The organism is Spirochaeta cellobiosiphila DSM 17781 (assembly GCF_000426705.1).
Taxonomy (GTDB): domain Bacteria; phylum Spirochaetota; class Spirochaetia; order DSM-17781; family DSM-17781; genus Spirochaeta_E; species Spirochaeta_E cellobiosiphila.
The window spans coordinates 1-13,713 of sequence record NZ_AUFW01000020.1 but is presented as its reverse complement, the minus strand read 5'-3'; the positions used below and the strand labels follow the sequence as shown (position 1 = coordinate 13,713).

Below are 13,713 nucleotides of genomic sequence, written 5' to 3'. Positions count from 1 at the left end.
ACTAAAATTAATTGAGGTAAATGGTAAGATAAATGCAGAAGCCTGATTATGTTACTTATTCAAACAAAGAACGAGAGACCTTTTTATCCCAATTAGGCAACTTTAGTCCCAATCAAAGGGATATTTTTCATAAGCTATGTGAAAACTGGCAGCCGGAAATCAACTATGAGGTCTTTGTTCGTAATCAAACAAGTAATTTTAACTATATACACACAGAACTGAAAAAGATATTCGAATTATTAAAATTAAAGGGAATGGGGATCATATCCTTCAAGAAGGAAGGAAAGGAATTCGTTCCTAATAAGATAATTCTGACCAATCAGGATAGTGACAGTTTCTATCAATTTTCTCTTATTAACTGGTATAACAGGATGGAAGAGGATCTTTTTTATCCCTTCCCTATACGAAAAGAGTGTATTGAAGCTTGGGGTAAGGTTCCCAAGGAAACGTTAACTCAGCTCACTAAGGAAACTTACAATCGAGAGTCCATTGATAAATGGAAAAGTTTTGATGGGGTGATCCTCATTAAGATAACTGATGCGTTAGACCTCTATGTTGCTCCCAGTGATCTGGTAAGGCTTATTCAGTTATGTAAACGAAAGATCATAGGGTATTTGGAAAATCCGAGTTTAACCAATAAAATATCAGGTATACTCGGGATGAATACAACGGAGCTTCAACGTCAGATTGCTGATAAGAATCCCAAGTTCTGGATCCTGTTAACCCAATCAATTGTGAATAACAAGATGGACATCATGCAGACGCCGAGAGTCCTCATAAAGGATGACCTCTTTCTTGCTTCCTTAATCTATGGGAATTACATTCATGCCGAGATTGTTGAGGCTAAGCGTCGTAAAGATGCGGAAAAAACGCGAGAGATCGATATGGCTTATCTTGCAGATCAAGTCAAAGGTCAAGGGGGAGAGCTTTTATCTGAACAACGCTTTCAGCAACTCGTAGGAACCATGAAGAGTAAGTATGGCGATGATTTTGATAGTTTCCATAATGATTTTATGAAGAAATATCTCATAGCCAGTTCAAGAACGACATCCATCATTAATAAGGTAAGAGATAAATATATTCATAGGGAGAATGTTGTTACCTACTTCCGGTTGGAATATCAAATAGTCTTTGAATGGCTCCAGAAGGAATATAAGGAAAGTATGGAGTTCATCGTTCGATCTAATAAGTCGGAAGACACCTCTCTTTTTAATAAATCGAATTTGGACTATGACATCCTTAGAAGGGTGAAGGATAAATATCCAGACTTCGGGTTTTTGTTGGAGAATCCCCGTTTATTGGCTGAGTCTATCATTCAGACAGCAAGGGAAAATGGGAAAATCAAAACAATAGATGAAGCCAAGCCCATGCTTAATCCTTTCTTCTTGCCAGATCGAATAGAATATAGGCCTTTCTATAATCTCTTTAAGATCGAAGTAGACCGTATCTTTGATGCGGTATTCTCTAAGATGAGTATATGGAGACAGCTATTTTATCGTATATCCGGTCGTTATGAAAGCTATCGTAAGAAGTTTGAAAAAGTAGCGGGAACCATACGTTCAGAGGAAAAACTCAACCTCAACCAGGAGAAAGACGAGCGCCTTCAAAAAAGACGTGTTCCTTCAGGACGGCGGCAAGCTTTATCAGCAGAAGGTGTCGGTTCCCGTTCAGAATCCAATAAAGGTAGTAGTTCCTCTCAAAAAAGCCGACCAGCCAAAAGAGCGCCCAAGCCCCGAAGTTATAACAAAAGGGAACGGGATCGTGCCTGGAACGACTTTGGTGATCGACTCGGTCGAAAGTAATAAAAGCTTACATATGAAAGAATTGATCCATCTTAAGGGTCTTTTCCAATCGGTAGTGAACAAATAGAAAGAATATCACAAGGGGGAGGGAGCCGGCAGCCACTATGACCGACCAGGCTTGCTGCGTTCCTTTTATCCCATTGAGATACAGAATCCCTTCAATACCTATATTCAAAAGAGAGATGCCTATAAAGATGAAGGCTGGGATATTGAATCCCTTTCTTTTACTCTTTACTGTCATTAGAACAATTAAAGCAATGACCAGGGTTAATACAACTAATATAGGAAGACCTATGTTCCAATACCAATTATGTTTTGATATATACTCAGCCACATAGAGAATCCCCCCAAAGGTCAGAAAGTAGCTAATAGCAAAGGAAAACTTCTTATTAAAGAATACCAGGGGAAAAAAGGCTAACAGGAATACGGTTATCAAGCTCAGTGCTGGATAAATAGACCAGCTAATATGGTGGTTAATGAGCAAATCAATAGCCATCACCAATAAAGTAATAGGCACAAAGAATATGGTTAGGATCTCTATGGCGATTCGTCTTTTGGTTTTTGATTCCAAACGTTTCTTCATGCGCTCCTTTTCTACAGGAGCTTCTAATAACTCATCTTCCGGAATTAATCCTGACAAAGTTGGGATAGGTGTGCTGCACAAGGGACAATGGCTCCGGGTCGATTCTACTTCGACACCACATCGTGGACAATAGGGCATTTAAGACTCCTTTTGATTAACAGAAATTTTTACGGGAATACCTTCTTTTATAAGGCTATGGAAAAAGACCTTCTCAATGGGATTCTTTTCAATAGAACGTCCCACAGATATATAGAGGTTCCCCTTATAACTAAGGATGGAACAGTTTGTCTTATCAGAAGGGCCGGGAGGGGGAAAGAAGAGAAAGTTCTCCACATGTTTTTCCATCCAGTCCGGAATCATAACAGGCCCTAGGTTAGACAAGCTTGAAGTAAAGTTCTTTTCTTCCTTTTTGGCTATCATCTTAATAAAGGTTATTTTAACAAACAAAGGCATCACTCTTGTAATGGGAAGAAAGACCCCCCGCACATTACGGGTGATCTGTTGATTAATGAACTTTTGATCCACCTCCACACGCATATAGTGATGAACCTTATTCATGATCTCTTCAATTGTATATCGGCCTAGTCTTGGATCCAGAGTAATAGGTACAGTAAGAAAGAAGTTTTTCATGGTTCGGGAAGGATAGAGCTTCCTCAAGTTAACAGGAACCATAATCCTGATAGGCTTCTTTCCTTTTGTTTTATAAAACAATTCCTGGAAAGCGTAAATATAATAGGCCAATAGGAACTCGGTGATACTGACCCCTTTGGATTTGCTCACTTCCTTGATCTTGTCTAAAGGGACTTTACCCGTTGTTATATAATACTTGCCTTTCTTAGAGAGGTGGTAAGGAATTTTAAAAGCCTTACTATACTTCGGAGGCGGAGGAAGCTTTTTCTTATAATGGGTCAGAAAGGAATCTTCCCATTCTTTGTCTTCCGTCTCCCCATGGGGATCTATAGCCAGATTCTTTGCCTCTCCTGTGATTCCCATTTCTTCAAAATAATAAAACAAGAGGGTCTTAAGGAACTCAATAGCCCCTGTTCCATCTGTTAAGTAATGGCTAATCTCCAGGGCTATCCTCTTCTTGTACACCCTGATTCTCAGAGAATCTTTGAGCCCTTTGTATTTTGGGAGGCGCATACAGGGGGATTGGCTATCGAGATAGATAGGAAGATTTGTTGTTTTTTGGAAGAAATGCCAGAAGAATCCCTTCCTTAAACGAACAAAGAAGTAGGGGAAGCGATCCATACATTTGAGGACAGCTTTCTCCAATGCTGCATAACGCACAGGTTTATCCAGGGTGGCGCTCATGCGAAAGAATGTGGTATACCGCCGTGACGATAGTATCGGGAATATGATAGCTGCATTATCCAGCCTAAACCAATCAGGTATTGTTGCCATGTCTTAAATATACTTCCTAGTTAAAATGGGTCAACTTCAAAGTGAAGAAGATGATACTGAAATCTGCTACTCCATGGGATAGATAAATCGTTAAGTGGTCATGATACTTCTCACGGATCATCCTCCATAGCCATGCGGCTATCACAAGGATGATAAAGCAGGCAAGGGCTAGATACCAGGGGATAAAATAAATCAATACTAATATATGATAACCGCCAAACATAAAGTCACTTAAACAAAGGGATGAACTATTATTCTTTAGTACAAACCGCCAGTAAGATTCCTCAATAAAGGAATGGATGATGGTAAAATAGATTAATAAAGGGAGTTCGATGGTTTTATTAAAACCAAAATCCCCTAGAGTCTGGCTTAGGTCCAGGCCCTTGAGTTTAACCAAAGGCCACAAAAGATAGAATCCGGCCCCGGAGGACCCACAGACAAGAACCGCTCCTATGAGAAGGAGCGGTTTTGTTTTATTATGATCCTTAATCAAATTTAGATCTTTACGATAAATCCAGACAGCTAAAGCCAGGAGCCCGTTGTAGGTGAACAACGCAATAAACGCATTGTGGAGTAACACCATCCCTATGACCACAGCCAAATAGGGGGCAAACATGAAGATTTGCCGTTTACTGGTATCGAGGTTCATAACCTATCCTTTTAGTGATGGAATAAACGGATTTTAGGATTCACAAAGGTGATACCGTATTTGTCGCAAGTATCTAAAATGTCCTGATCCCTAATGGATCCCATTGGGGAGGCTATGTATTGAACACCATAACTATGGGCTAACTCTATATTGTCTGTTTGTGGGAAAAAACCATCTGATATTAGACAAGTCCCTTCCAGGTCTTTGAGTAGCTTTTTGTCTGCGAAGGTTTTCTCCCTTTCTTGTTCAATGAGCTGATCTTTTTCCGTTCGGCTAACTTTTCCTAGCTTTTCTAAAAAGGAATAATCCAGGTTTTGCTTCTGGTACCAGACATTAGCCTTTGACAGGGCTAGACCGGAGCACAGAATACGGGACTGTTGTCCTGACCCAATACCAATGACCTGTCCCTTATTAACTGCACAAAGGGAATTGGACTGGGTGTATTTTAGTGTAATCATACCCAGAAGAAGATCTCTTTTAATATCATCATTAAGTTTATTGGTTTTTGTGGGAATCTCTTCCAAGTGTTTCTCAGTAATGACCATATCATTGCGGTCCTGTTTAAGAGTGATCCCATAAATATCCCGTGATTCCACTTTAGGTGGTTCGTAGTTATAATCCATCTGGAATACAACATACTTACCTTTTTTCTTTTCCTTCAGAATGGCCAGGGCTTCTTCATCATATTCAGGAGCAATAATCCCGTCAGATACTTCCGCTTTAATGAGGGTAGCTGTTGCCTTATCTACCTTATGACTGAGGGCGATAAAATCACCGAAAGAAGCCAAACGGTCAGACCCTCTGGCCCGAAGGTAAGCAGAGCCTAAAGGGCTTACTTCCTTTGTGACAAGGTAAGCTTTTTTTTCTTGTTCCGATAATTCGCCGGCCAAGGCCACACCGGAAGGGGTGACATGTTTGAAAGAGGCCGCTGCAGGACAGTCAAAGGCCTTACGTATCTCTTTCACAAGCTGCCAGGAGTTTAAAGCATCAAGAAGGTTGATGTAACTGGGGGTTCCGTTTAATAAGCTTAATGCCTTATTAGGGTCTATGACTTCACCATAACTCTGGTTAGGGTTCATACCGTATTTCAATTGCATTGCCATTCATCCTTATTAGTTGGTTTGTCTATTATTAACATAGAACCTAGGCCTTGGCTATCTCCTTGCGGATTCCTCCCAGGTAGATAACCAGACCAATGACAGGAATTATGGTCAATCCGGCCATCAATGCTGTATAAGATCCTAGTATGTCATAGACTAATCCTCCCAGGGCAGGACCGATAATAGCGGCTATTCCGTAGTGGGCGAAGATAAAAGGATAGACTTCAGCCATGGCTTTGATACCAAAGTAACGGCTGCTATAGGCGGCGAAAAGAACTAAGGTTGCCCCAAATTGCAAACCTGTTAAGGCCACTCCGATTAAGAAGAGAACGGGACTTATAGGACTGGCTAATAAACAAAGGAAGCCCAAGGTCATTAATAAAGTAGATATTAATAATGATTTGGCTCCTAAATGATCAAAGAGATAACCCCATAATAGTCTTCCTGTGGCATTACCTAGGGTCACTAAAGTCAGAGCCACAGTGGCGATAGCTGTATAGCCATAATAGTCCGCTAAACTAGTGACTTTGCCAATAACGATAAGACCCCCTAGGGAGGCTAAGAACATTGATATGGCCAGGTACCAGAATAAGCGACCTTTAGGAAGAGATAATTCGAAGCTTGTCTTTTCTATATCTTTTGCTTCACTAGGTGGAAAAGCTTGGAAGATAGAACCAATCACCAGGATAACCGCTCCCAGAATACCAAAGTATAATAAGGCCTGGAGTATGTTCAGGTTATGAGCCATAAGAGTATTGAAGAACTTACTAGCCCCAATAGCACCTCCACCAAATCCCATGACAGCTAGACCGGTGACTAATCCCTTGTGATGGGGAAACCATGCCACCGCTGTAGAAAGGGGGATTACATATCCGAAGGCAATCCCTACTCCTAATAAAATACCTAAAGATAATAGGAGCACAATAAAATGCCCCTGACTAAAGGAAGCTAATAAAAAGGAAAGTCCAAAAAGAATTGCGCTAATTATAGCTAATACTTTAGGACCCCAAACGCGTAAAAGCCGTCCTGTAATGATCGTTCCACAGGCAAAAACCCCAATGGCTATGCCGTATATCAATTCAGTCTGCCAGGATAAGAGATGATAATCAGCTCTTAAAGCTTTTCCCACTACAGACCAGGCATAGACTGATCCTAAAATTATCTGCATAAGGATACCTGATATAAGTACCATCGTTCGTTTCATTTAATGTCTCCTTTGTTGTCCGTTTTTCATGATTTCCAGCATTTCCCCAATGTTGTGATGTGCCTCCAGGGGATGACGTAAAGACACATCCGGATTGATACGGTATCTATTTTGCCGTCCCTCCTTGTAACGGGTTATAACACCACCATCTTCCAGATCGGTGATGATGCTTTGAACAGCCCGTTCGGTAATACCAATCGAGTCAGCTACCGCCCGTAAAGGGGCTGGCGGATTGGTATAAAGGTAAAACAGTACATGACTGTGGTTGGTAAAAAAGGTCCATTTGGACTTGTTATCATTACTCATACAGGTAATGTATCAAGAAAATTAAATCACGAAAAGTATTTCATGTATTAAAATTCGTATAAATAAAATAGTTAAAGACTGGTCGTTGGTACAATGGCAGGTTATATTTATGGATAATTATGAAAGAACAGTTAGATAAACTAATCACCAATGTTCAATCCCTTATCTATATTGAACGTAGAAAACTCGAATACATACTAGCAGCCATGATAGCCGGGGGGCATGTGATGCTCTCCGATTCCCATGGGGTAGGTAAGACTTCCCTTGTCCGGGCTTTGGCTGCCTCTATTCAATGGAAAGAAGGAAAAGGTTTTAACCGTGTTCAATGTACGGTTGATTTGCTTCCCCAGGACATTCTGGGTTATACCCGTATCGCCGGGGACAACTTGCAAATGGAATTCCATAAGGGACCTATCTTTGCTCACTTTCTCCTCTGTGATGAGATCAATCTCCTCACACCAAAGACGCAAGGGAGCTTTTTTCAGGCCATGGAAGAGCAGCAGGTCACCGTAGAAGGTGTAACCCATGAGTTGGAAAATCCCTTCTTTATCATGTCCACTATGAACCTTAAGGGAGCACATCTTTTTCCTCTTCCTGCTCCTCAATTAGACCGGTTCATGATTCAGTTGTCCATGGGATATCCCAGTCTGGAAGATGAAAAGAAGATCATTCACCAACATGGTCATACGAAAAGCTGGGCAGACTTTGCCCCTGTTATGAATGTGGATGAGTTAGTATCTATTATGGGAAAGGTAGATGAAGTTCCCCTTCATGAGGATATCGTTGATTACATAGCCCGCTTACTACAAGCTACAAGGCAAAACAGCCGACTTGATACAGGGGCTAGTCCACGAAGCGGGATTAAAATATCCCGGATGGCCAGAGCTTTAGCCATTGTTAGGGGATTGGATTATGTGTCTATTGATCTCATTAAGGAACTGGCCTCTCCCGTTCTGACTCATAGGCTTATTCCTATTGATCCTGATACTAAACCTGAATTGGTACTGGAAGAAATTATGAGTAATCTCAAAGTTGATCCTCAGTACAGTTCTGTTGTCCGTAAGTAATGAAAAAATTTCCAGTGACTCCTCTGGGAGTCATTACCATGATTATATCCGCTTTTCTCTTGGGCTATTCCCAATATATACAGATTCCTATGGGATCCTTTCTGGGTGTTATAGGCTTTATTCTGCCACTTGTCTTTGTTGTAGGTGGGCTGATTCATCGTTCTCAGTTTGAAGAGACCTCCTTTCGTCTGGAACATCCCAGCCGTGTTAAGGCTGGTCAGGATATTCCTATTAAAGGACATTATGCCGTTTATCCTCCTTTATTCTTCCGACTCAGGGTCGCCTTGAGTTATGAAGTAAGGAATGGAGATGACCTTATCTCAAGAGGTCGTGATTCCTGGATTATTGGAAGGGGGGATACGGCTCACAACATTAGTTCTAGTGTCTCAGGTCGTTTACACATTCGTATACGCTATTACTGGGTGGATATGTTGGGCTTTACCTCGTCCTTATTGGAGCCAAAGGGGGATTCTGAAGTCTCGATTTTGTGCCAGAGTATGGATAATAAAGTATTCAATATTGACCATTTGTCTGACAGTTCGCAAACTCAGCAGACCCGCAAAAGGGATGAATTGGAAAAGATCTATACCAGAGCGTATGTTCCGGGAGACTTAGTTCGTGACATTAACTGGAAAGCTTATCAAAAGTTTCAACAGCTTATCACAAGAATTCCACCGGAATCTCTGGGGGAAAGCACTAAGCTGACGATCTATTATCGTCCCCCTCTAAAGGATTGGGGGGCCTTGAGTATGGTTCATCTTCAATGGAGTAAGAACTTCCTTATGAATTTCATCAGGGAACAAAGACGGAAAGATCCCCATGTTGCTATGGATATTTATCTGGGACATCAATTTCTGGAAATCTCATCAGAGGATGAAATCGATGATCTGGAAAAGGCGGTGGCTCAGATAAGTTTTACCAAAAGTGAACATCAACTACCTCAACCGGGTACTTCTGGTGTATCTCTTATCTTCACAAGTGCATTGGATGGGGCCCTTAGTGCTATGCTCAGACGAACAGGTACGGATCATGTCTACTTATATAGGACTGTTCATAGTACATCCCAGATACCGAAGATGGACAATCAAGGTCTGTCATTGATCAGACAGTGGAAGGGACAGGTTTATTTTAATCAGCAATCCCTTATTGATGGTATTCCTAAACGGGAGTTAGATATTAGTAGCTTATGATATTATTAATTGTACGATTTGCCCTTTATTATATAGTGCTTGCCACACCTTTAGTGCATCCCATGCTGGCCTATGGCTATGATGGAAATGCCTTGTTCGGCTTATTTTTCTTTGTTCCACTCATGGCTTTAGAAGCCTATTTCTTTTCTCCCAGGAAGGATAAGAAGCTATGGATAGCTTTGCCCCTCATCAGTCTTGTGATAGCGGCCCTCTACCTGGGGGTCAACATTTCCACCCTCCATTATTACCTCATTGGTATATGGGCCTGGCTTGTGACCTGGCAGGCTTTTAGAAGTAAGCGTTATTATCTTCTCTATCCTGAGCCTTTTGCTCTCGCCTGGATACTGGTTAAGATGAGCCTCTTACTCCAAACGGGACAGGCTGCGGGCTCTGGATCGGATATGATCCGTATGTTCCTGGTTGGTCTAGTCATTGTGGGATTCATTGGTTCTCTCTTAATGATTTATTTAATTCCCTCCCGGGGAAAAGGTAAGTATGGTTTGGAAGGGGGCATTATTCTCCTTATAGCCATACCCCTTGTGGCAGGAGCTATGTTTCAGACGGCTCCAAAGGTAATTACCCAAATGATCCGGGACAATACTCCCGACGGATTAAAGCCTAATAGTTCTCCATCGGATAAACGAAATCCTGATGAAGGGGAAGGGCAGAAGACCGAAGGTGATCTGAGGGAGGTGCCCTCTAATAGTTGGGATAGCGGGAAGGATGGTTCTTCTGAGAACTTTGAACAGCGCCTGGTGATGATCGTCCAGACCAAGGAAGATACCCTTTATCTTGCTCAGACTTACTGGGGAGATTTTGATGGGACAATAGGATTCTACCCTGATTTTAATAGTTCTTTAAATCAATTAAGCCGAAACCGTTATCTAGAGACCTGGACCAATCAGGATAAGAATTATGATTCGTATCGTTTCCAGACACAGGTAAAGGTTTATTCAACATTAAGTAATATTCAGATACCCTATTTCCCTTTAGAAATAGAACCGGTCAAAAAGAATGATCAATACTATCCCTTGAGTTATGAATTTGAAGTTCAATCAGAGCCTTCCTATGCTACTGCTTATATTGATCAGATTCCCTATACACCTTTAAGCGACAGGGAAAAAGAACAGTTATCCCCCTATTTAGACCTGGATTTGTCCGACAAGGATTACCGGGACATCCGGGATTGGATTGATCAAGCGGATCCGGAACTTTTGAGGGATAATCCCTTACAGGCTATATTCTCCCTTTTAAGGGGTTATCAATATCAGTTAGGTTTTACAGAAGACACGAGTGTCGACAGCATTCGTACCTTCCTCTTTGACACAAAAACTGGAGATTGTACAGAGTTCAGCCATACCACAGCTATTGTGGGACGTATGCTGGGTATCCCAACAAGAATCGTTACGGGGTACTTAGCCTCTAAAGGACTACAGGAAAAGGCCCACAAGATTGGTGTGTCCCGCTTACAGGCCGCCCATCCTGAATTAGCCCTTGTGAATCCCTCTGATTTAATAATGGTCACCACAGCTCATCGCCATGCCTGGGTACAGGTTTATCTGGAACGTATGGGCTGGGTTGATGTGGAGACCACCGCCTATGCGATTCCTCCAGCTCCTAACTTTAACCTGAATAATTCTGATGTGATCATTCCTCAGTTGGAAGATCGATCTCAACCTCCAGAAGGTTTTGTGTTCCCTGTTAAGCTGGTTATACAGATGTTGATTGGCTTCCTGGGAATCCTCTTGGTAGGTGCTTTCGCCTTTCATAGGGTGGCTATGTTCCGCCTCTGGCATAAGGGATCACAGCCTAATGAGAAGGGTGTACAAGCTCTGTATCTGTGGATTATCAATCAATATAATAGTTGCCGGACTCCTTTGAAGAATCCTTCTTATACAAGAATTGAGTTTCAAGATGTCTGGCCTGAGTTTGGATCTTTTGCCCAATTATATGATAAAGCCCTTTATGGGACCCATTTATCTGATCTGGAATTTGGTGAAATTCATCAAAGCTTGCGAACAGAAGCAAAAAAACTTCACCAGAGCTTTAGTTCCTGGGAGAAGATAAAAGCCTTCTTCAGCATAAGGAGGGTTGTCTAATGAAACGGAGCTTCCTCATTCTTCTGATTGTTATGGGTATAAGTTCCTGCGGTATTCCTGAATGGACGGAATTTCGGGGCACCAAAGGTTTAGGTAAAGCCTCTACAGCTATACAACCTCCTTTGGTCACCAAATGGGAGTTCCAATTACAGGAACAACCACAGGATAGACGTTTCTTTAATCAACCTTTAGTGGAAGGGCATACTTTGTTCTTTGGATCTGCTGATGGAAACTTCTATTCCTTTGATATTAACTCCGGTTATATGAACTGGTCTTACAGGACCAATGGTCCTATTAATGCTGTTGGTACGATCATTAAGGATAAGGTTCTCATCGGTTCCGGCGATGGAGCCGTGTATTGTCTTAATAAGGAAACAGGTACTCTGGATTGGACGTTCCAAACCAGAGGTGGAGTGAATTCTACTCTGGTTCCCTGGAAAGATGGAGTCATGGTCGCTTCTGATACGGATGCTTTCTATTATTTGAATCTGGACGGGCAATTGGATTTTAGCCTTCCTAATCCCACTTGGATACGGAACTCTTTTCAGATCCGGGATGATATTATGGCTTTTAGTCCGGGAGCTGGAGCCCATGCCCATGACCTATCTGTCTATGATCTAAATGAACAACGGCCTTTATGGTATATCGATACGAGTAATTTTCCTTTGAATTGGTTCAGTTTTCCTTCTATGGATAGGGGACAACTCCATTATGCTGCTGCCGGTTTTAACGGTCAGGAGTGGATATTCCAGTTCAATAGTGTCAATGTCCGTACAGGAAATGTGCGATGGAGACGGGTTGATACAGGTATTGTTCCTACTAATGACTCTTTTAATGATTCGGTTCAGCTCTTCTATGAGCAGTCTATGCTCCTAGATTACGAAGCCCCGCTGCTCCTGGGGGATCAGGTGATCTATGCTACAGGGGACTATGTTCTCCGTTCTTTTAAAAGACTTACCGGACGTGATAACTGGAAAATGACCTTTGATTATCCCATAGCCACAGCACCAACCTTAGCTGGAGGGTATATCTACTTCGGCTTACGAGCTGATGATAGTATAGGTATCAGCCAACTGGTCTGTGTTGACCCTCGTAAACAAAAGGTCTTATGGCAGATACCCATAGAAGGAACCATCCTTAACTCACCTGTCATAGCTGGTTCCTGGATTATCTTTGGAACAGATAAGGGTAAATTCTTTATTCTGGAAGAGGTTTTTTAAACTTCAAATTCCCTATGATTAATCCTAGGACAACGATTAAGGCGACCGCAAGCTGCCTTGTTGTCCATACTTCCTTATAGATCATCATACCAGTAACTACCGTCACAATAGGAATAAGGTTCAGCCCTAAAGAGGCTTTATTGGCAGACATCTTAGATAGGGCATAGTTGTAGGTGAAGAAAGCCCCTGCAGTTGGTCCAATGGCCATGATGACCAGGAGTAGGGAGGTCATCCCCAAATCCTCTGGAAGGGCTGGACGGGTAACAAGTGCCCAAGGTAGGAAAAAGATAAATCCAAAAAGGAACTGCCAAAAACTAATCTGTATTGCTGTGATGTTCTGACTTACCTTATTAGTTAATATCATATAACAAGCGGCTGTAATGATGGCCAAAAGAATAGCTCCAAAACCAATAAAGGCCTGTTCCCGTGGTATGGGAAGGGGGAAAAACAACAACCACAATCCTAACATACTCAAAACAAAACCAATCCAAAAGTTCCTCTTGGGTTTTTGTTTGAATAACATCCAGGATCCTATAGCTGTGAAAAGGGGAATGGTTCCGATCAAAAGAGAGGTTAATGAAGGCCCCAAGTTCTCAATGGCATAGGTCTCACCGATGAAGTATAGTCCCGGCTGGAAGAGGCTAATAGCCAGCATAAGAAGGAGTTCTTTTTTACTGGGCAGGGGATACTTCCTCTGAAAGGGAAGAAAAAGCAAGAGTGCTATTAGAAATCGCAGAGGGATAAAAAGGGCTGGACTAACTCTGTCCAGGAGGGCGCGTGTCAGGATAAAAGATATCCCCCACAGGTAAATCGCTAGTATGAGAGCCCCATAGGGGAGCAGCTTGTTTTTCATGAATATCTCCTTCCCTGTTTATAGCCGGAATTATACATTTAGGAAACATTTTAAAAAAAATATTAACTGTTAAGTGTTCTTGTTAAGTAAAAATAAAAAAAAGACGAAAAAACTGACAATTCTCGAAAAAAAGTTTCAAAAAACTTCTCGATATTCCAGAAACAGCTGAGAAGAAGCCTATGTAAGGGGAAGAACCAAAGCCCACAAGCCAAGGACCCAAGCATACCGGCTTTCAC

Annotated in this window: 12 protein-coding genes; 5 read left to right on the top strand and 7 right to left on the bottom strand. The window is 41.9% G+C overall.

All coding sequences use genetic code 11. The annotated features are described in order from the left end of the window. Positions 1-32: 32 nt before the first annotated feature. On the top strand, positions 33-1,802 hold the full coding sequence (locus K345_RS0105470; RefSeq protein WP_028973314.1) for a hypothetical protein: 1,770 nt from the start codon (positions 33-35) through the stop codon (positions 1,800-1,802). A 7-nt stretch (positions 1,803-1,809) separates the two neighbouring features. On the opposite strand, the gene K345_RS0105465 is transcribed toward K345_RS0105470, so the two are convergent. Genes K345_RS0105465 through K345_RS19920 form a run of 6 tightly spaced genes read right to left on the bottom strand, consistent with a single transcriptional unit; the run spans position 1,810 to position 7,048 of the window. Then, the gene (locus K345_RS0105465) at positions 1,810-2,523 is read right to left on the bottom strand and encodes a DUF6320 domain-containing protein (protein ID WP_028973313.1); all 714 of its coding nucleotides are present in this window, start codon (positions 2,521-2,523) and stop codon (positions 1,810-1,812) included. Continuing rightward, complete coding sequence (locus tag K345_RS0105460; RefSeq protein ID WP_028973312.1) at positions 2,524-3,789, bottom strand: hypothetical protein; 1,266 nt, start codon at positions 3,787-3,789, stop codon at positions 2,524-2,526. 16 nt (positions 3,790-3,805) lie between these two features. Further along, complete coding sequence (locus K345_RS0105455; RefSeq protein ID WP_028973311.1) at positions 3,806-4,438, bottom strand: hypothetical protein; 633 nt, start codon at positions 4,436-4,438, stop codon at positions 3,806-3,808. 11 nt (positions 4,439-4,449) lie between these two features. Next, positions 4,450-5,535, bottom strand: a complete 1,086-nt coding sequence (locus tag K345_RS0105450; RefSeq protein WP_053228096.1) for a phosphoribosylaminoimidazolecarboxamide formyltransferase — start codon at positions 5,533-5,535, stop codon at positions 4,450-4,452. Between the two features lie 46 nt (positions 5,536-5,581). Next, a complete protein-coding gene (locus K345_RS0105445) occupies positions 5,582-6,742 on the bottom strand; it encodes an MFS transporter (protein WP_028973309.1) in 1,161 nt (386 codons plus the stop codon). Next, positions 6,743-7,048: a helix-turn-helix transcriptional regulator gene (locus K345_RS19920; RefSeq protein ID WP_053228095.1), complete on the bottom strand. Its 306-nt coding sequence runs from the start codon at positions 7,046-7,048 to the stop codon at positions 6,743-6,745. 119 nt (positions 7,049-7,167) lie between these two features. Here K345_RS19920 and K345_RS0105435 point away from each other — a divergent pair, with 119 nt between their 5' ends. Genes K345_RS0105435 through K345_RS0105420 form a run of 4 tightly spaced genes read left to right on the top strand, consistent with a single transcriptional unit; the run spans position 7,168 to position 12,624 of the window. Further along, on the top strand, positions 7,168-8,115 hold the full coding sequence (locus tag K345_RS0105435) for an AAA family ATPase (RefSeq protein WP_037571416.1): 948 nt from the start codon (positions 7,168-7,170) through the stop codon (positions 8,113-8,115). Then, positions 8,115-9,305: a DUF58 domain-containing protein gene (locus K345_RS0105430; RefSeq protein WP_083963649.1), complete on the top strand. Its 1,191-nt coding sequence runs from the start codon at positions 8,115-8,117 to the stop codon at positions 9,303-9,305. Before K345_RS0105435 ends, K345_RS0105430 begins: the two co-directional genes overlap by 1 nt. Further along, positions 9,302-11,404, top strand: coding sequence for a transglutaminase-like domain-containing protein (locus K345_RS0105425; protein WP_028973306.1), 2,103 nt, complete (start codon positions 9,302-9,304; stop codon positions 11,402-11,404). Before K345_RS0105430 ends, K345_RS0105425 begins: the two co-directional genes overlap by 4 nt. Then, positions 11,404-12,624, top strand: a complete 1,221-nt coding sequence (locus K345_RS0105420; RefSeq protein WP_028973305.1) for an outer membrane protein assembly factor BamB family protein — start codon at positions 11,404-11,406, stop codon at positions 12,622-12,624. The genes K345_RS0105425 and K345_RS0105420 overlap by 1 nt, the downstream gene beginning before the upstream one ends. Here the strand turns inward: K345_RS0105420 and K345_RS0105415 are convergent. Next, positions 12,602-13,477, bottom strand: coding sequence for a DMT family transporter (locus K345_RS0105415; protein ID WP_028973304.1), 876 nt, complete (start codon positions 13,475-13,477; stop codon positions 12,602-12,604). The genes K345_RS0105420 and K345_RS0105415 overlap by 23 nt on opposite strands. Positions 13,478-13,713: the final 236 nt, after the last annotated feature.